We start from the raw sequence: 19137 nt of genomic DNA, 5'->3' as shown, positions 1-19137 counted from the left end.
TCATTCGGGGACGCGGCCAGCAAATGGGGATAGCCCATCACGAAGCGCGGCGATCTGTTCCAAGTCCATGTGCACAGCCGCCATCACCTGGCGCGGGACGTCAACCGCTCGATCGCGCAGCGCCCGTCCGGCATCCGTCAGCTGGATGTCGAGCCGTCGCTCATCCTCTTTGCTGCGGGTGCGATCGATCAGTCCGTCCTTCTCCAACCGTTTGACGAGCGGGGATGCCGTCGCTGGGTCGAGAGCCAGGTCCGCGGCAAGGCCGTTCAACGAACGCGGCGACCGGTCCCAGAGCGCGAGCATGACGAGATATTGCGGATGCGTAAGCCCGAGCGGCTCAAGAATGGGCCGATAGATCGCCACAACATTGCGTGCTGCCGTGACCAGCGCGAAGCACAGCTGGTTCTCGAGTTTGAGCATGTCGTCGGTCGTGGTCACGTTCTGATTATAGCTATACGCTAAACATTAGTACGCTAATGATTATGGAGAACGGCGACATGGAGAACGGTTCAGAACGAGCCCCGTTGCGCGCGCGCATCCGCGAGGCAGGCGGTCTGTACAGGTGGTTCAACACCAACTTGATCAAGCTGGCAGGACCTGCCGCTGTCGGCCCTTACGAGGCGACTCCTCCGCCGACCGCCGCGCAGCGCGCGGAGCGGGCGTGTCCTCTCTGCGGCCATGCGATGACTGAGCACGTGATCGACCGGACCGGGCCGAAGCCGCTTATGCACTGCCCTCAGTGACAGGGCGTTCAGCTCTGCGCGCTCTCCCTCGCAGCATCGACCCAGAACATCACTGACTCGTCGTCTTCGAGAGCTGTCGGTGCCACGTCGAGCCAACTGGGACCCATGGTTTTCGCGCCCATCACAGCGATGCTGACTCCCGCTTCGGTCAGCAGTGCGCTGCCCTGTTCATCCGTGACACGCACAAGAAGAGTGCCGCCCTTGCGCGCGCCGACGAGAATCCGACCGTCGAGCAGGAACGCTCGAGTCCCGAACATCTGTTTCTCCTCCAGCCCCGGCTCGGACATCAGCAGCGCGCGAACCCGGTCGGCCAGTTCCGTGGCAGCCGCATCCATACTCGACACGCTCACGCTCACGCGTGGCCTGCTCGCTCCATCGCCCGCAGCTCCTTTTTGAGGTCCTGCACTTCGTCGCGCAGCCGCCCGGCGAGTTCGAATTTCAGTTCCGCGGCTGCAGCGAGCATCTGCGCAGTCAGATCGTCGATCGTCGATTCGAGCTGTTCCGCGCCCTCTGCGGCGATGCCCTCGCGGCGAAGTCGAGGAGTGGGGCTCTTGCCCTTGCCCGACTTGTTATTCCCCTTGCCTCGGAGCATCTCTCGCGTATCGGATGCTTCGCGTGCGAGCACATCGGTGATATCAGCGATCCTCTTGCGCAGTGGCTGCGGATCGATACCGTGCTCTTTGTTGTACGCGACCTGCTTCTCGCGGCGCCGATCGGTCTCCTCGATCGCCTTCGCCATCGAATCGGTCATCTTGTCGGCGTACATGTGCACCTGGCCAGACACGTTTCGTGCGGCACGGCCGATCGTCTGGATCAGTGACGTTCCCGAACGCAGGAAGCCCTCCTTATCGGCGTCCAAGATCGCCACGAGCGAGACTTCGGGCAGGTCGAGTCCCTCACGCAGCAGGTTGATGCCGACCAGCACGTCGTAGATACCGGAGCGCAGCTCGCTGAGGAGTTCGACTCGACGCAGTGTGTCGACGTCGGAGTGCAGGTATCTCACCCGCACCCCGTGCTCACCAAGGAAGTCCGTCAGCTCTTCAGCCATCTTCTTCGTCAGAGTCGTCACGAGCACGCGCTCATTCTTCTCGACACGAATCCGGATCTCTTCAAGCAGATCGTCGATCTGCCCCTTGGAGGGCTTGACGATGATCTCAGGGTCGACGAGGCCGGTCGGACGAATGATCTGTTCGACGATGCCGTCGGCGATTCCCATCTCGTACTTGCCCGGCGTGGCCGAGAGGTACACGGTCTGACCGATGCGGTTCTTGAACTCATCGAATCGCAGCGGCCTGTTGTCCATGGCACTCGGCAGGCGGAAACCATGATCGACGAGCGTGCGTTTTCGTGATGCATCGCCCTCGTACATCGCGCCGATCTGCGGGACGGTGACGTGTGATTCGTCGATCACGAGCAGGAAGTCATCCGGGAAGAAATCCAACAGCGTGTGCGGCGGCTCCCCCGACTGTCGGCCGTCGAGATGGCGCGAATAGTTCTCGATTCCCGAGCAGAACCCGAGCTGCTGCAGCATCTCGAGATCGAACGTGGTGCGCATGCGCAGGCGCTGCGCTTCGAGCAGTTTGCCCTGCCGCTCGAACTCCGCCAGCCGCTCGGCGAGCTCTGCCTCGATCGTGCCGATCGCCCGCTGGATGACGTCAGTACCGGCCACGTAGTGCGACGCGGGGAAAATCGGCACCGCATCGAGCTTCTCGATCACGTCGCCGGTGAGCGGATGCAGCGAGTACAGCCCTTCGATCTCGTCGCCGAACAGCTCGATGCGAATCGCGTGCTCTTCGTAGACCGGGATGATCTCGATCGTGTCGCCGCGAACGCGGAAGTTGCCGCGCGAGAAGTCGACGTCATTGCGGTTGTACTGCATTGCGATGAACTGTCGGATCAGCGCATCGCGGTCGTATCTCTCACCCACCTGCAGCGCCACCATCGCACGCAGGTACTCTTCTGGAGCACCGAGGCCGTAGATGCAGGAAACCGTCGACACTACGACGACATCGCGACGGCTCAGCAGCGAGTTCGTCGTCGAGTGACGCAGACGCTCGACCTCGGCGTTGATCGATGAGTCCTTCTCGATGAAGGTATCGGTCTGCGGTACATACGCCTCTGGTTGGTAGTAGTCGTAATACGAGACGAAGTACTCGACAGCGTTGTTGGGCATGAGTTCGCGGAACTCGTTCGCCAGCTGTGCGGCAAGGGTCTTGTTGTGCGCCATCACCAGGGTCGGACGCTGCACCTGCTCGATCAACCAGGCAGTGGTCGCCGACTTTCCGGTACCGGTCGCGCCCAGCAGGACGACGTCGGTCTCACCCGCGTTGATCCGCGCGGCAAGGTCGGCGATCGCCTTCGGCTGGTCGCCGGCGGGCATGTATTCGCTGACCACTTCGAACGGACGGACGCTGCGGGTGGTTTGCATGAATCCAGCGTAAGCGGAGCATCCGACATTGGGGCCGCGTCCTATAGTGGGGCCGTGATCGAGTTCCTGATCGGCTCCAGTCTTGCGGCATCCGCTGGCCTCAATGCCTGGATGCCGCTGTTCCTGCTGGGGCTGGCCGACCGGTTCCTTCCCGCGGTGAACCTCCCGGCGGGATGGACGTGGATCGGCAGCGACATCGCGCTCTGGGTCCTCGGCGCGCTGCTGGTCCTTGAGATCGTCGCCGACAAGATACCCGCGCTCGATTCGGTCAACGACATCATTCAGAGCGTGCTCCGCCCAGCTTCCGGGGGGATCGCATTCGGCGCGGGGGCGAGCGCGCAGACTGTCGCCGTGGATGATCCCGCGACCTTCTTCTCGCAGAACACGTGGGTGCCGATCGTCACGGGCATCGTCATCGCACTCATCGTGCACGTCACCAAAGCGACCGGCCGGGTCGCTGCGAACACGGTGACCGGTGGGCTCGCCGCTCCCGTACTGAGCACCGCAGAGGATGGCGCATCATTCCTGCTCGCTGCGCTCGCGATCATCGTTCCCGTGCTCGCGGGGCTGCTGCTCATCGGTCTCATCGTGACCGTGGTCATGCTGTTCCGTCGCCGCCGACGCAAGCGGCACGCCGAAACGAGCGTTACGGACGGGTGAGCTCCGCCCAGACGGCATCCGTCTGATCGAGCGTGTGCTCCATGGTTCCGGACGTGTCGATCACGACGTCCGCAATCGCGAGGCGCGCCTCATCTGAGACCTGTGCGTCGATCCGCTCCTGCGCGGCCTCCGGTGCCATCCCCCGCACCTCGACGAGGCGTCGTAAGCGCTCTGACACGGGCGCGTGGGCGACGATGATCATGTCCCAGGGGTCGTCGGCCCTCGCCTCGACCAGCAGCGGCACGTCGTACACGACGAACGCATCCGGGGCGGCCGCGTCGAATCGGCGCTGAGACTCCGCGTGCACCGCGGGGTGCACGATCGCGTTCAGCGTCGCCAGAGCATCCGGGTTTCCGAACACCAGCGCGCCGAGCGCCGCGCGATCGAGTGCCCCCGAAGAATCGATCATGTTGCTGCCGAAAGCCTCGGCGATCGCGCTGAGCACGGGCGATCCCGGCGCCTGCACGTCGCGGACGATCTGGTCCGCGTCGATGATGACCGCACCATGCTCCTGCAGCCGGCGCGCGATCGTGGATTTCCCGGAGGCGATGCCGCCGGTCAAGGCGATGAGTGGCATGCGTCCATCCTGGCACGGGCGCCGGCGCAGCTCAGCGCGCGAGCAGCTGCCTTTTCGCGCTGATCACTCCGGTGTCGAAGCCTGCGAGGTGCAGTCCGCCGTGGAACCGGGCGTGCTCGATCTTGATGCAGCGGTCCATGACGACCGAGAGTCCTGCGGACTCGGCTATCGCAGCCGCCTCCTCGTTCCAGGAGCCGAGCTGCAGCCAGAGGGCCTTCGCGCCGGCGTCGACCGCTTCTTGCGCCACGCCGGGAAGATCATCGTGCTTGCGGAACACGTCGACGATGTCCGGAACCACCGGCAGATCAGCAAGCGACCTGTACGCGGGCTGTCCGAGGATCTCATCTGCCATCGGGTTCACGAAATACACGTCGTACGGTGAGCTCGACAGCAGGTAGGTCCCGACGAAGTACGACGCACGCGCGGGGTTGCTCGATGCGCCGACGATGGCGATCGAGCGCGATCGCCGCAGCAGGGCGAACCTCTCCTGCTGGCTGGGACTCGCCCAGGCCCCCGCAGTCGGCGTCGCCGACGGCAGCTCGCACGCGACAGCTGCGGCCGGAGGTGTGAACTCACATGCGTCATCCGTGCTCATCGGGTGGCTCCTGTCGCTGCGGTGAGGGCCTGGTCGAGGTCCCAGATGATGTCGTCCGCGTCTTCCAGTCCCACCGAGATCCGGATGAGATCGGCAGGCGCTCCGGCAGCGACGAGCTGCTCGGCTGACAGCTGACGGTGCGTGGTCGATGCGGGGTGGATCACAAGCGTGCGAGCGTCACCGATGTTCGCGAGGTGCGAGGCGAGCTGGAGGTTCTCGATCAGCGTCTCCCCCGCGGCGCGTCCGTCGTCGGCTGCCACGCCGAAGGCGAAGACCGATCCGGGGCCGAGCGGCAGGTACTTCGCCGCCCGCTCATGATGCGGGTGCGATTCGAGTCCGGCCCAGGTGACGTACGAGATGCGAGGGTCGGACTCGAGCCATTCTGCGACGATGCGCGCGTTCTCGAGGTGCGCATCGATGCGCTGCGGCAGTGTCTCGATGCCCTGCAGCAGGTTGAATGCGGACTGCGGGCTGAGCGCGGGACCGATGTCGCGCAACTGCTCGGAGCGGAGCTTGGTGAGGAATCCGTATTCGCCGAAGTTGTCCCACCATTTGATGCCGCCGTAAGAGGCGACCGGCTCTGTCATCTGCGGGAACTTCCCGTTGCCCCAGTCGAACGTCCCCTTCTCGATGACGATGCCGCCCAGAGTCGTACCGTGACCGCCGAGGAACTTGGTGACCGAGTGGAGGACGATGTCTGCGCCGTGCTCGAGCGGACGGGCAAGATACGGCGTCGCGAGGGTCGCATCGACGACGAGCGGCACACCCGCGGCATGCGCGACGACAGCGAGCCCCTCGATATCGGCGATCTCCCCGGAGGGATTGCCGATCATCTCGACATAGACGACCTTGGTCTCGGGCCGGATCGCCGCAGCGTAGTCGGCCGGATCCGTGGACGGGACGAACGTCGTCTCGACCCCGAAGCGGCGCAGGGTGACGTCGAGCTGCGTCACCGTGCCGCCGTAGAGCTGCGCGGATGCCACGACGTGGTCGCCCGCGCCGACCAGCGCTGCGAAGGTGATGAACTCTGCGCTCATGCCGGATGCTGTCGCCACCGCACCGATTCCGCCTTCGAGCGATGCGAGGCGCTCTTCTAGGGCTGCGACGGTGGGGTTTCCGATGCGGGAGTAGATGTTGCCGTACTTCTGCAGGGCGAAGAGGTTTCCCGCATCCTTCGCGTCATCGAAGACGAACGAGGTGGTCTGGTAGATCGGTACGGCACGGGCGCCCGTCGCGGCATCCGGTGTTCCTCCGGCATGGAGCGCGCGGGTGCGGAACCCGAAGCGGTGTTCTTCCGTCATGACTTCCTTCATTCGAGTATCGAGTCGAGGTCTAAAAAGCTGCGAGAGCCGCGGCGATGCCGTCCACGGCATCCGGATTCTGGAGAGAGGTCGTGTCGCCTCGCTCCTGCGGTTCTCGGCCGGCGCGGCGGTCCTGTTCGGCTTCCCACAGCTGCGCGAGAAGCCTGCGCAAGATCTTTCCCGAGCGGGTCTTGGGCAGGTCGGGAACGACGACGACATGGCGCGGTTTGGCAACGGGTCCGATCTCGCGGGCGACACGGTCGCGCAGAGCGGATGCCGCGATCTCGCCGTGTCCTGACGGCGTCACGAACGCGACGACCGACTGTCCGGTGAGCGCATCAGAGACTCCGGCCGTGCCAGCCTCCCCCACGGAGGGGTCGGCGACCAGCGCAGACTCGATCTCGATCGTCGAGAGGCGGTGTCCCGAGACATTCACGACGTCATCCAGGCGCCCCAGGATCCACACGTGGCCGTCGGCATCTCGCGTGGCTCCGTCACCTGCGACGTAGTAGCCGCCGTACTCGCCCTTTCCGGCGTAGTCGGACCAGTAGGAGTCGCGATACCGCTGCGGATTTCCCCAGACCGTGCGTGCCATTCCCGGCCAAGGCCGCCTGACCACGAGAGTGCCGGATCGTCCCGCCGCCGTCTCGTCACCGTTCTCGTCGACGACGGCGATGTCGATGCCCGGCAGTGCTACGGTCGCGGACCCCGGTTTGAGCGTGGTCACCCCGGGGAGCGGCACGATCATCGCGGCGCCCGTCTCGGACTGCCACCACGTGTCGATGATGGGAAGCTCGTCCCGCCCGAAAGTGCGGCGAAACCAGACCCAGGCTTCGGGGTTGATCGCCTCGCCGACGGTGCCGAGCAGACGGATGCTGGACAGGTCGTGCCCTGCCGGAAGCTCTTCGCCGAACCAGGTCATGAATGTGCGGATCAGGGTCGGAGCGGTGTAGTAGATCGTCACCCCATAGCGCGCGATGATCTCGAGGTGTCGCTCGCGGTGCGGGCTGTCAGGAGTTCCCTCGTAGATCACCTGGGTGAGCCCGTTCGAGAGCGGTCCGTAGATCTCGTACGTGTGCGCGGTCACCCACGCCAGGTCAGCAGTGCACCAGTGCACATCGTCGGGTTTCGAATCGAAATGGGCCCAGTGCGCCCAACTCGCGTGGGCGAGGTAGCCGCCGGAGGTGTGGACGAGGCCCTTCGGCTTCCCGGTGGTGCCGGATGTGTAGATGATGAAGAGCGGATGCTCCGCCGCAAAGGGCTGCGCCGCATGAGTCTCTGCGGCGATGTCGACGACGTCATGCCACCAGAGGTCGCGGCCCTCAGTCCAAGCCACGTCCTGTCCGGTCCGGCGGACGACGAGGACATGTTCGAGGTCCGGCAGATCAGCAGCCGCGATGTCGGCGGCGGACTTCACCTCAACTGCCGCACCTCGCCGGTACTGCCCGTCACTGGTCACCAGTAGCTTCGCGCCGGTGTCGGAGAGGCGGAATCGCACTGCTTCTGCCGAGAAACCGCCGAAGACAAGCGAGTGCACCGCACCGATGCGTGCGCACGCGAGTGCGATCACGACCGTTTCGATGAGCACGGGCAGGTACACGACGACGCGGTCGCCGGGCACGATGCCGAGAGCAGTCAGCGCATTGGCTGCCTGCGAGACCCTGCGCTGCAGATCGGCATAGCTCACGGCCGTGCGGTCGCCCGGTTCTCCTTCGAAGTGAAGCGCGACCTTGTTTCCGCGCCCCGCTTCGACGTGCCGGTCGACGCAGTTGTAGGCGACGTTCAGCGTTCCGCCATCGAACCATCGTGCCGAAGGGATGGTGTCACCGGTAGGCGGCTGCCAGTCCAGGGCTGTGTGCCACGGGGTCGCCCAGTCCAACCGTCGGGCAGCATCTTCCCAGAATGCGATCGGGTCAGCATCCGCCTGCGCATAGATCTCGTCGGTGACGTTCGCCTGGGCGCGGAACTTCGCGGACGGCGGGTAGATGCGCTCCTCGACGAGTCGCGCTTCTGACACCTGCGATGCCGCCTCTCGATGAGTCGATGCGAGCAGTGCGGAAGTCATCTCCCCATCGTTGAGGAGCGGGGACCGCGAGGCGAGTTGAGTCGTAACCTTCCGTCACACGCGAAACGGGCCGCCACCCCGAAGGGTGACGGCCCGTTTCAGTGAAACGTGCTTACGCGTTGCCGCCCGAGAGCTTCTCGCGGAGAGCCGCGAGAGCCTCGTCGTCGGCAAGGGTGCCAGCGCCCGAAACGTCGCTCGTGAACGACTGACCTGCGGCAGCGCCGAAGTCGTCGCCAGCAGCAGCCTCGGCCTCGGCGGCCTTGATGACGGCAGCCTTGTGAGCTTCCCAGCGCGTCTGAGCAGCAGCGTATTCCTGCTCCCATGCCTCGCGCTGAGTGTCGAAGCCGTCCTTCCACGCACCGGTCTCGGGGTCGAAGCCCTCGGGGTACTTGTACTCGCCGTTGTCGTCGTACTCGGCGAGCATGCCGTACAGGGCCGGGTCGAACTCGGTGCCGTTGGGGTCAACCGACTCGTTGGCTTGCTTGAGCGACAGCGAGATGCGACGACGCTCGAGGTCGATGTCGATGACCTTGACGAAGACCTCTTCACCGACGGACACGACCTGCTCAGCCAGCTCGACGTGCTTGCTGGAGAGCTCGGAGATGTGCACGAGGCCCTCGATGCCGTCTGCAACGCGGACGAACGCACCGAACGGAACGAGCTTGGTGACCTTGCCCGCTGCGATCTGGCCGATCGCGTGGGTGCGGGCGAAGACCTGCCACGGGTCCTCCTGCGTCGCCTTGAGCGACAGGGAGACGCGCTCGCGGTCGAGGTCGACCTCAAGGATCTCGACGGTGACCTCCTGGCCAACCTCGACGACCTCAGAGGCGTGCTCGATGTGCTTCCAGGACAGCTCGGAGACGTGGACGAGACCGTCGACGCCGCCAAGGTCAACGAACGCACCGAAGTTGACGATCGACGAAACCTGGCCCTTGCGGACCTGGCCCTTGTGCAGGTTGTTGAGGAAGTTCGAGCGCGACTCGGACTGCGTCTGCTCGAGCAGGGCGCGGCGCGAGAGAACCACGTTGTTGCGGTTCTTGTCGAGCTCGAGGATCTTCGCCTCGATCTCCTGGCCCAGGTACGGGGTCAGGTCGCGGACACGACGCAGCTCGATGAGCGATGCCGGCAGGAAGCCACGAAGGCCGATGTCGACGATGAGTCCACCCTTGACGACCTCGATGACCGTTCCGGTGACGACGCCGTCGTCTTCCTTGATCTTCTCGACGTCGCCCCAGGCGCGCTCGTACTGTGCACGCTTCTTGGACAGGATCAGACGGCCTTCCTTGTCCTCCTTCTGGAGAACAAGAGCCTCGACCTCGTCGCCGACCTTGACGACCTCGTTGGGGTCGACATCGTGCTTGATGGAAAGTTCGCGGGAGGGGATGACACCCTCGGTCTTGTATCCGACGTCGAGCAGAACCTCATCGCGGTCGATCTTGACGATCGTGCCTTCGATGATGTCGCCGTCGTTGAAGAACTTCAGCGTCTTCTCGACCGCGGCCAGGAAGTCCTCAGCAGATCCGATGTCATTGATGGCGACCTGCTTGGTGGCCGGGGCGGTCGTTGCGGTAGTCATGTAGTGGGTTGTCCTTGTGGGTGGAAACTCGGGCTGCTTCGCCGCGCGCATGTGCGATCGCGATGAAGAAGCGAATGGATTGTTGTTGAGTGTCGCCCTGGCGCGCGTATGTACACGCCACGAGTGACACTTCAGAATATCAGAGAATCGCACTTTGTCGTGCTGTGGATAACTCCGGCGGCATTCTGCGGCATCACGTTAGCGTGAACGGGTGACGATCCTGCGAACGAAGACGAGCCGAGTTCGGATGCTGGCAGTGCTGGCTGTGACCGGAGCGATGCTGAGTGCCTGCTCCCCCAGCCCCGCCCCCTCGCCCACTCCTACGGCCGCGTTCGCCAGTGAGGACGAGGCCTTCGCCGCGGCGGAAGAGGTCTATCGCGCCTACAACGATGCGTACAACCGCGTGGACTTCAGCGACCCTTCGTCTTTCGATCCGCTGGATTCGTTTACAACAGGGACGTATCAGTCGAGTGAACGCGAAGGTCTCTCTGAGTTACATGCCACGGGAGCAGCGCGATCTGGGCAGGCATCAGTTGTGTGGGTGCACGGCATCGATATGGACATCTCCACCGTGACCGTGCGCGTCTGCAAGGACCTCAGCGACGTCGAAATACTCGATGCTGGAGGGAAATCTCTTGTCTCTCCAGATCGTCCAGATTTCTCCGCAGTGGAACTGACGCTCGAGATCGCCGGATCTGAACTCTTGCTCGCAGGGTCTCAGGCGGTCGAGGACGAAGCATGCGTGCCTTAAGCGCATTGCTACTACTCGGGAGCCTGATCGCTTTCCCTGCAACGGTCGCCTCAAGTAACGCTTGCCCTCAATGGCAAGAGGAGCTTGGAAACTGTGGCGTTGATAACACGGGTACCGACCTTGTCATCGACGGCACTCACGAAACTGATGGCACCGACGGCACCGAGACAGGACCCGACGATTGGCAGGAACCGATCGGTCCTGTGACCCCGCAGGGGCCTTCCGACCTCGACACCTGTCTTGAGGATTGGGAGTCCGACAAGAACTGCTTCGAGCCGATCGAGGAGAACGAGGAGGAAGAGGAAGAGGAAGATCCGGGCATCCCGCCCGTGACGATCACCGATCTTGTGCGGTTCGCGCCGGCAGGCTCAGTGCTGACTGGTGAACCGAACAATGTCGGTGTTGCAGGGCTTCCCACCAACTTCGTGACCGCGGCCTCGACGCAGACTGTCGCTGGCGAGCTGTTCGGCTTCCCGCTCTCGGTGCGGTTCACACCCGTTGCCTACGACTTCATCTACGGCGACGGCGCCACCTCGACCAGCACAACGGGAGGAGCTTCCTGGGTCGATCTCGCGCAGGCTCAGTTCACGCCGACCGACACGAGCCACGCTTATCGGGAGCGCGGAACCTACATCGCGCAGGTCAATGTTCGATACAGCGCGGAGGTCGATTTCGGCACCGGCTGGTTCCCGGTCGCCGGCCAAGTGACCGCAAATGGAGCTCCCCAGGAGATCCGCATCTTCGAGGCGCACACCGCGCTGGTTGCGTTCACCTGCGCCGAGGCGCCGCACTCCCCTGGCTGCTGATCGATGAGGATCCCGATGTCGACGCCGTGTGACAAGCTGACTCCATGAGCGACAAGCTGATGCTCCTCGATACCGCGTCCCTCTACTTTCGGGCCTTCTACGGTGTCCCCGACAAGGTCAAAGCACCCGACGGTTCGTCAGTCAATGCAGCGCGCGGCCTGCTCGACATCATCGCCAAGCTCGTCACCCTCTACGAGCCCACGCACATCGTCGCGTGCTGGGATGACGACTGGCGTCCGCAGTGGCGCGTCGACCTCATTCCGAGCTACAAGACGCACCGCGTCGTCGAGATCGTCGAAGCAGGGCCCGACGTCGAAGAAGTACCCGACCCGCTCGAAGCACAGATCCCCCTCATCCGCCGGACGCTGACAGCCCTCGGCATCCCGATCATCGGCGTCGCAGACCACGAGGCAGACGACGTGATCGGCACTCTCGCAAGCCGCGCCACCATGCCCGTCGACATCGTCACGGGCGATCGCGACCTCTTTCAGCTGATCGACGATGGCCGCGGCATCCGCCTCATCTACACCGCACGCGGCATGAGCAACCTCGAAGTCATGACAGACGAGACCGTGGTCGCCAAGTACGGTGTGCTCCCCACGCAGTACGTCGATTTCGCCACCATGCGCGGCGACGCGTCAGACGGACTACCCGGCGTCGCCGGAGTCGGAGAGAAGACCGCTGCGACCCTTCTGCAGACACACGGCGATCTCGAGAGCATCCGCGCGGCAGCAACAGTCGGCGAAGGCATGAGCGCGCGTATCCAGTCCAAGATCCTCGACGCGTCCGCATATCTTGATGTCGCGCCCACTGTTGTCGAGGTCGCACGCGGTCTCGATATCGTGCCGCCGATCACGCCAGTGCATCCTCTCGACTTCGAGAAGGCGGATGCCGCGACCGCACTTGCCGAGCAGTGGAACCTCGGCGGCTCCATGCAACGTGCCATCGCCGCTCTCCGCATCCCCCGAGGCGGCAGCTGACTCACTCCGCCCAGGCCCTCAACCGATCAAGTCCCCAGGTGGTGACGATGCGCTCTGCGGGCACGCCTGCTTTCTCCGCTCGCTCGGCCCCATGATCGATCAATGACAGTTGCCCTGGCGCATGGGCATCCGAATCAATCGAGAACAGACACCCCGCTTCCAAGGCGATTGCAATCAGCTCATCAGGCGGATCCTGACGCTCTGGACGCGAGTTGATCTCGACAGCGACACCATTCTCTGCACAGGCCTCGAAGACCGCTCCCGGATCGAACTGCGACGGGGGTCGCGTGCCGCGCTCCCCCTTCACGAGTCGGCCGGTGCAGTGGCCGAGCACATTCACGCGCGGATTCGACACTGCCGCGATCATGCGCGCGGTCATCGCACGAGACTCCATACGCAGTGCGGAATGAACGGATGCCACGACGATGTCGAGCTCGGCAAGGAGTTCATCTTCCTGATCGAGCGTGCCGTCTTCGAGGATGTCCACCTCGATGCCGGCGAGCATCGTGAGTTGCGGCGTGTATTCCGCCCGCACCTGTGGGATCTGTTCGCGGAGTCGCTCGGCGGAAAGCCCACGTGCCACACGCAGCCGCGGCGAGTGATCAGTCACCGCCAGATACTCGTGTCCGAGTGCCCGCGCAGCATCCGCCATCGCATTTATCGGAGTCGTGCCGTCAGACCAGTCGGTGTGCGCGTGCAGGTCTCCCCGCAGCGTCGCGCGCAGGGCAGAAGTGCGTTCGGGCTCCACCTCTCCTCGCAGGTCGACGAGATACTCCGGCACTGCCCCTTCGAGCGCCTGCTGAATCACCGCGAACGTCGAAGCACCGATGCCCTTAGCCGCTCGCAAGCGCGTAGGGTCGGTGCGCACCTCGTCCGGAAGCGTTCTCAGAGTCTCGGCAGCCTGCCGGAAGGCCTTGGCCCGGTAGCGGGAGGCGCGTTCCCGCTCAAGCAGGGACGCGATCTCGAGCAGCGCGGCTACCGGATCCATGTCATTTCAGGCGGTGGCGAGCTCGCGCGTCGCGCCGACCCAGGCATCGAGCTTCGCCGCTGCGCTGCCGTCGTCGACTGCGGCTTCTGCACGTTCGAACGCTTCGCCGAGGCGCTCGAGGATCGGGCGCGTCACCTGCGTCGCGTCCTGCGACAGCTCGAACGCGACGATTCCAGCAGCAGCATTGAGCAGCACGATGTCGCGAACAGCGCCCTTGGTGCCGACAAGCGTGTCGCGCAGCACCCCGGCGTTGTGTTCGGGAGAGCCGCCGAGCAGGTCGGCGAGTTCTGCTGTCGGGATGCCGAGATCACGGGGGTCGAGGTCATGCTCGTGGATGTCACCGCGCGAGACCTCCCAGATACGGCTGTGGCCGGTGGTGGTCAGTTCATCCAGACCGTCGTCGCCGCGGAACACCAGCGCAGTGGCGCCGCGGGTGCGGAACACCCCGGTGATGAGCGGAACACGCTCGAGCTGCGCGACGCCTACCGCGTTCGCTTCGGCGCGCGCAGGGTTGCAGAGTGGCCCCAGCATGTTGAACACCGTCGGCACGCCGAGATCTGCGCGAGCCGCGCCCGCGTGCTTGAAGCCGGGGTGGAACGCTGCAGCCCACGCGAACGTGATGCCGGTTCGGTCAAGAACGGATGCGACGTCATCGGGCGAGAGGGACAGCTGCAGTCCGAGCGCTCCGAGTACATCGGAAGAACCGGATGCTGAGCTCGCAGCCCTATTGCCGTGCTTGACGACGGGGATCCCCGTCGCTGCGATGATGACAGCCGCCGTCGTCGACACGTTGACGGTGCCTACCCGATCGCCGCCTGTCCCCACGATGTCGAGAACGTTGGAGGAGACCGGAAGCGGCACTGCTGATTCGAGGATCGCATCGCGGAAGCCGACGACCTCGTCGATCGTCTCGCCCTTCGCGCGGAGCGCGATGAGGAAACCAGCGAGCTTCGCATCGGACACATTGCCCTGCATCACTTGCCGCATCGCCCACGTCGACTCCCACACGCTGAGGTCGCGGCCCTCCAGAAGGGCGGTGAGGACATCGGGCCAGGTCAGGGATTCAGCCATGACAGTGATCCTATCGGCGAGAATAAATTCCCCGCGCCCCGGTGTAACGACGGGACTTCATGGTTTTCCCTTGAATTCACCGGGAATTCGCAGTGTTTTCTTAGGGTCCCCTAAGTAAGAGGTCAGCGAAACGGGTTCGACCGATGCAAGAATCACACCCGGGGATCGGCCATAATGGAGAGGTGACCACCTCAGCGACCTATGCCCCGGCGGCAAGAACGATCAAGCGCCCGAACCCGGTAGCTGTCGGCACCATCGTGTGGCTCGGCAGCGAGGTGATGTTCTTCGCGGGACTGTTCGCGATTTACTTCACCCTCCGCAGTACCTCACCAGAACTGTGGGCCGACCGCACCGAGCTGCTGAACGTTCCGTTTGCCGCAGTCAACACCGCCGTCCTCGTCTTCTCGTCTGTGACATGCCAGATGGGTGTGTTCGCGGCAGAAGACCTGCAGTCCTACCGCATCAAGAAGGGCCAGGTGAACGGCGCAGGCCGTCGCCGCCTCTTCGGATGGGGAATGGTCGAGTGGTTCTGGGTCACCTTCGCCCTCGGCGCGATCTTCGTCTCGGGCCAGGTCTGGGAGTACGCGCAGCTCGTCGCTGAAGGCCTGCCGATCCAGGCCGACGCCTACGCATCGGCGTTCTACATCACCACGGGCTTCCACGCCCTCCACGTCACCGGCGGACTCATCGCGTTCCTCCTCGTCATCGGACGGGCGTACGCGGTCAAGAACTTCACGCACAAGGAGGCGACTTCCTCGATCGTCGTGTCGTACTACTGGCACTTCGTCGACGTCGTCTGGATCGTGCTGTTCTTCGTCATCTACTTCCTGAAATAAGAGCGGAGCTGACCTGCGAAATGGCACGAGAGAAGAAGCGTCGCTCAAGCGGACGCCGTAGCCCCCTGGCCGCTGCGGCTCTGATCGGAGCGGGACTCCTGATCACTGGCGGTATCTACGCCGGAGCATCGGCAGCGATGGCCGCAACCGAAACACCCACATCGGCGAGCACCCAGCTCACCGTCGACGATGGCAAGAAGCTGTTCCAGGCGAACTGCGCCACCTGTCATGGTCTTGACCTGCAGGGCACAGCAGAGGGCCCGAGCCTTTACGGCGTGGGCGAGCTGGCCGTCGAGTTCCAGGTGGCAACTGGTCGCATGCCGCTGCAGATGCAGGGACCGCAGGCACCCCAGAAGCCCGTGCAGTTCACGCACGACCAGATCGATGCCATGGCGTCCTACGTCCAGAGCATCGCTCCCGGCCCCTCCTACCCTGCAGACGAGATCCTCGACGGCGAAGGCGACGTCGCACACGGCGCCGAGCTGTTCCGCGTCAACTGCGCGATGTGCCACAACGTCGCAGCCGCAGGTGGTGCTCTCACCGAGGGCAAGTACGCCCCGGCTCTGACGGGCACGAGCGCACTGCACATCTACGCCGCCATGGTCACCGGCCCGCAGAACATGCCTGTCTTCAGCGACATGAACCTGTCCGACACCGACAAGCGCGACATCATCTCCGCTCTGCTCTTCCAGCAGCAGGAGGTTCAGATCGGTGGCTTCACGCTCGGCTCACTCGGCCCGGTTTCGGAAGGTCTGTTCATCTGGATCTTCGGCATCGGCGGCCTTGTCGCTGTCACCGTGTGGATCACGGCGAAGTCCAACTGACGCATATTCATCGAAGAGGAACGTACGAGGAGCACCATGGCACACGACGACGACTCGCAGGCCCTTGACAGGGCCTACCAGCCCTCCCCTGGGCTGGGCGTCGCAGTCAACGATCCCGTGCAGAATCCGGGTCTGCCGCCGCATCGCGAGCGGATGACGGACAAGGACCCGAAAGCAGAGAAGCGCGCGGCACGAACCGTCTACACGCTGTTCTATCTGTCGCTGGCGGGCAGCATCTGGGCGGTCGCCGCCTACATGCTGTTCCCGATCGAAGATGGTTCGCTGACGTCAATCCGCAACAACAACCTCTTCATCGGTCTGGGCATCGCCCTGGCTCTGCTCTCCATCGGAATCGGCGCGATTCACTGGTCCAAGGCGCTCATGAGCGACAAGGAGCACATCGAGTACCGCCACCCGACCCGCGGCAAGGACGACACGCGTGAAGCGGCCATCCAAGTCTTTGCTGACGCGAATGAGGAGTCCGGCTTCGGTCGCCGCACGATGATCCGCAACTCGCTGATCGCCGCGCTCGTTGCCTCCATCGTTCCGGGTGTCGCGCTGTTCCGCGGCCTGGCACCGCACAGCACGCCTGATGACCCCATCGCCGGCGACCCCGTCGCACTGCTCAAGCAGACGATGTGGGACAAGGGCCAGCGTCTGGTCCGAGACCCGGACGGCACACCGATTCGCGCGGCGGATGTCACGCTGGGATCCGCGTTCCACGTGATCCCCGAGGATCTCGCCACGCTCTCCCACCACGATGGCTACCTCGAAGAGAAAGCCAAGGCGATCGTGCTGATGATGCGCCTCCGCCCGGAGCAGCTCATCGAGGCAGAAGACCGCAAGGACTGGTCCTACGACGGCATCGTCGCCTACTCCAAGGTGTGCACGCACGTCGGATGCCCCGTCGCCCTCTACGAGCAGCAGACGCATCACCTGCTGTGCCCCTGCCACCAGTCGCAGTTCGATGTCACCGATCACGCCAAGGTCATCTTCGGCCCGGCTGCGCGCCCACTGCCGCAGTTGCCGATCACGGTCGATGATGACGGCTACCTCGTCGCGCGCAGCGACTTCACTGAGCCTGTTGGCCCGAGCTTCTGGGAGCGCCATTGAGCACCGCAACGCTGTCTAAAGAGGACAACGACAACAAGGCGCCCCTCGGCGGCCGCTTCGTCGGAGCGACCGCGAACTACATCGACGAGCGCACGAGCCTTTCCGGCTTCGTCAAGGAGCTGGGTCGGAAGATCTTCCCCGACCACTGGTCCTTCATGCTCGGCGAGATCGCTCTGTGGAGCTTCGTCGTCGTCTTCATCTCCGGATCGTTCCTGACGTTCTTCTTCGATGCGTCGATGGTCGAGACGCACTACACCGGTGCGTACGCTCCGATGCGAGGCATCGAGATGTCGGCCGCGCTCGAGTCGACGCTGCACATCTCGTTCGACCTGCGTGGCGGACTGCTGGTCCGTCAGATCCACCACTGGGCCGCTCTGGTCTTCGTCGCTGGAATCGGCATCCATATGCTCCGCGTGTTCTTCACCGGTGCATTCCGCAAGCCCCGCGAGCTGAACTGGGTAATCGGCTTCGTGCTGTTCATCCTGGCAATGGCTGAGGGCTTCACCGGTTACTCGCTGCCTGACGACCTGCTCTCGGGTAACGGTCTGCGCATCATCGACGGAATGATCAAGGGTCTCCCCCTGATCGGCACGTGGACCTCGTTCCTGCTGTTCGGAGGCGAGTTCCCAGGAACCGACATCGTCGGACGTTTGTACACGTTGCACATTCTGCTGCTGCCGTTGCTCGTGATCGGTCTGATCGTCGTTCACCTGATGCTGATGATCGTCAACAAGCACACTCAGTTCGCCGGCCCCGGCCGCACGAACGACAACGTCGTCGGCTTCCCGATGATGCCGGTGTACATGTCGAAGATGGGTGGATACCTCTTCATCGTCTTCGGTGCGATCGTGCTCATTGCGACCTTCTTCCAGATCAACCCGGTCTGGAACTACGGCCCCTACGACCCCTCCCCGGTGTCTGCGGGAACGCAGCCTGACTGGTACATCGGCTTCGCCGATGGCGCGCTGCGTCTTGCGCCGCCGCACCTGGACGTCGTCTTCCTGAACCACACCTGGTCGTTCGGCATCCTGATTCCGGTCGCCATCCTCGGACTGTTCATCGTCGCCGTGGCCATCTATCCGTTCATCGAGGCCTGGGTGACCGGCGACAAGCGCGAGCACCACATCGCTGAGCGTCCGCGCAACGCCGCGACGCGTACCGCGATCGGTGTCGCTGGCGTCATCTTCTACGCAGTGATGTGGGCCGCGGCATCGTCTGACCTCATGGCGACGCACTTCCACCTCACGATGGAAGGTGTGATCCACTCGCTGCAGGCGCTGCTGTTCGTCGGCCCGATCCTCGGCTACTTCGTCACCAAGCGCATCTGCATCGCGCTGCAGAAGAAGGACCGCGAGATCGTTCTGCACGGCTACGAGTCCGGTCGTATCGTCCGCCTTCCCGGTGGCGAGTACATCGAGGTTCACCAGCCGGTCGACCAGTACGACCGTTGGAAGCTCATCGACGTCGAAGGCTACGAGCCCCTCGTCGTGCGCCCCAACGCCAAGGGACGCATCCCGTGGACGCAGAACCTGCGTTCCTCGATGTCTCGCTGGTTCTACGAAGACCGTCTCTCACCCCTCACCCAGGCCGAGATCACGGCTGCAGACGCCCACCAGCACCATGTGTCCGCCGACGTGGCGGAGACCGAGGCAGCCGAGATCCAGGGCGCTCACGAGCGTGCTGGCGCTCCGGATGCCCCGCTGCAGCCTGACGCCGAAACGCACATCGGTGAAACGCCGAACACTCCGAGCTCGGTCATCGCGACTGACCCGGTGAAGAAGCCGAAGAAGAGTGAGAGCGACAAGTAGCCGCCCGCTCCCCCA

At 64.0% G+C, this 19137-nt stretch carries 18 protein-coding genes; 8 read left to right on the top strand and 10 right to left on the bottom strand.

Annotated elements, in window-relative coordinates; genetic code table 11:
* The 3 genes from ACN0RC_RS10170 to uvrB form a co-directional block, all read right to left on the bottom strand.
* Positions 1-420, bottom strand: a complete 420-nt coding sequence (locus ACN0RC_RS10170) for a MarR family winged helix-turn-helix transcriptional regulator (protein WP_417511684.1) — start codon at positions 418-420, stop codon at positions 1-3.
* 331 nt (positions 421-751) lie between these two features.
* Positions 752-1099: a TfoX/Sxy family protein gene (locus ACN0RC_RS10165; protein ID WP_417511332.1), complete on the bottom strand. Its 348-nt coding sequence runs from the start codon at positions 1097-1099 to the stop codon at positions 752-754.
* Positions 1096-3171 carry an excinuclease ABC subunit UvrB gene (gene uvrB / locus ACN0RC_RS10160; RefSeq protein WP_417511330.1) on the bottom strand — a complete coding sequence of 692 codons (2076 nt, stop codon included), beginning with the start codon at positions 3169-3171 and terminating at the stop codon, positions 1096-1098. The genes ACN0RC_RS10165 and uvrB overlap by 4 nt, the downstream gene beginning before the upstream one ends.
* 54 nt (positions 3172-3225) lie before the next feature.
* On the opposite strand from uvrB, the gene ACN0RC_RS10155 reads away from it, so the two are divergent.
* The gene (locus tag ACN0RC_RS10155; protein ID WP_417511329.1) at positions 3226-3831 is read left to right on the top strand and encodes a DUF4126 domain-containing protein; all 606 of its coding nucleotides are present in this window, start codon (positions 3226-3228) and stop codon (positions 3829-3831) included.
* On the opposite strand, the gene coaE is transcribed toward ACN0RC_RS10155, so the two are convergent.
* From coaE to rpsA, 5 genes are all read right to left on the bottom strand, one after another.
* Positions 3818-4408, bottom strand: coding sequence for a dephospho-CoA kinase (coaE, locus tag ACN0RC_RS10150; RefSeq protein ID WP_417511327.1), 591 nt, complete (start codon positions 4406-4408; stop codon positions 3818-3820). The genes ACN0RC_RS10155 and coaE overlap by 14 nt on opposite strands.
* Positions 4409-4439: 31 nt before the next feature.
* Positions 4440-5003, bottom strand: a complete 564-nt coding sequence (locus tag ACN0RC_RS10145) for a CoA-binding protein (protein ID WP_417511325.1) — start codon at positions 5001-5003, stop codon at positions 4440-4442.
* Positions 5000-6304, bottom strand: a complete 1305-nt coding sequence (locus tag ACN0RC_RS10140; RefSeq protein ID WP_417511323.1) for an O-acetylhomoserine aminocarboxypropyltransferase/cysteine synthase family protein — start codon at positions 6302-6304, stop codon at positions 5000-5002. The genes ACN0RC_RS10145 and ACN0RC_RS10140 overlap by 4 nt, the downstream gene beginning before the upstream one ends.
* Before the next feature lie 31 nt (positions 6305-6335).
* Positions 6336-8369: an acetate--CoA ligase gene (gene acs, locus ACN0RC_RS10135; protein ID WP_417511322.1), complete on the bottom strand. Its 2034-nt coding sequence runs from the start codon at positions 8367-8369 to the stop codon at positions 6336-6338.
* Positions 8370-8481: 112 nt separating this feature from the next.
* Complete coding sequence (rpsA, locus tag ACN0RC_RS10130) at positions 8482-9945, bottom strand: 30S ribosomal protein S1 (protein WP_417511320.1); 1464 nt, start codon at positions 9943-9945, stop codon at positions 8482-8484.
* A 211-nt stretch (positions 9946-10156) separates the two neighbouring features.
* Here rpsA and ACN0RC_RS10125 point away from each other — a divergent pair, with 211 nt between their 5' ends.
* The 3 genes from ACN0RC_RS10125 (at position 10157) to ACN0RC_RS10115 (ending at position 12482) form a co-directional block, all read left to right on the top strand.
* Positions 10157-10696: a hypothetical protein gene (locus ACN0RC_RS10125; RefSeq protein WP_417511318.1), complete on the top strand. Its 540-nt coding sequence runs from the start codon at positions 10157-10159 to the stop codon at positions 10694-10696.
* 203 nt (positions 10697-10899) lie between these two features.
* Entirely contained in the window at positions 10900-11502 is a 603-nt protein-coding gene (locus ACN0RC_RS10120) for a hypothetical protein (RefSeq protein WP_417511316.1), read from the top strand.
* Positions 11503-11546: 44 nt separating this feature from the next.
* Positions 11547-12482 (top strand): 5'-3' exonuclease, encoded by a 936-nt coding sequence (locus ACN0RC_RS10115; RefSeq protein WP_417511314.1) that lies wholly within the window; start codon positions 11547-11549, stop codon positions 12480-12482.
* Between the two features lies 1 nt (position 12483).
* Here the strand turns inward: ACN0RC_RS10115 and ACN0RC_RS10110 are convergent, their stop codons facing one another.
* Together ACN0RC_RS10110 and trpD are read right to left on the bottom strand one after the other, a co-directional pair.
* Complete coding sequence (locus tag ACN0RC_RS10110) at positions 12484-13470, bottom strand: PHP domain-containing protein (protein WP_417511312.1); 987 nt, start codon at positions 13468-13470, stop codon at positions 12484-12486.
* Positions 13471-13476: 6 nt separating this feature from the next.
* A complete protein-coding gene (trpD, locus tag ACN0RC_RS10105) occupies positions 13477-14541 on the bottom strand; it encodes an anthranilate phosphoribosyltransferase (RefSeq protein WP_417511310.1) in 1065 nt (354 codons plus the stop codon).
* A 143-nt stretch (positions 14542-14684) separates the two neighbouring features.
* Here trpD and ACN0RC_RS10100 point away from each other — a divergent pair, with 143 nt between their 5' ends.
* Genes ACN0RC_RS10100 through ACN0RC_RS10085 form a run of 4 tightly spaced genes read left to right on the top strand, consistent with a single transcriptional unit; the run spans position 14685 to position 19122 of the window.
* Entirely contained in the window at positions 14685-15377 is a 693-nt protein-coding gene (locus ACN0RC_RS10100; RefSeq protein WP_417511308.1) for a cytochrome c oxidase subunit 3, read from the top strand.
* Between the two features lie 20 nt (positions 15378-15397).
* Positions 15398-16201, top strand: coding sequence for a c-type cytochrome (locus ACN0RC_RS10095; RefSeq protein WP_417511306.1), 804 nt, complete (start codon positions 15398-15400; stop codon positions 16199-16201).
* 36 nt (positions 16202-16237) lie between these two features.
* On the top strand, positions 16238-17314 hold the full coding sequence (locus tag ACN0RC_RS10090) for a Rieske 2Fe-2S domain-containing protein (RefSeq protein WP_417511304.1): 1077 nt from the start codon (positions 16238-16240) through the stop codon (positions 17312-17314).
* Positions 17311-19122: a cytochrome b gene (locus ACN0RC_RS10085; protein ID WP_417511303.1), complete on the top strand. Its 1812-nt coding sequence runs from the start codon at positions 17311-17313 to the stop codon at positions 19120-19122. The genes ACN0RC_RS10090 and ACN0RC_RS10085 overlap by 4 nt, the downstream gene beginning before the upstream one ends.
* Positions 19123-19137 lie beyond the last annotated feature (15 nt).

Origin of the sequence: Microbacterium sp. (assembly GCF_048259935.1) — a bacterium.
GTDB lineage: Bacteria > Actinomycetota > Actinomycetes > Actinomycetales > Microbacteriaceae > Microbacterium.
The sequence above is the reverse complement of the archived record's forward strand: the minus strand, read 5'-3'. Positions and strand labels throughout refer to the sequence as shown.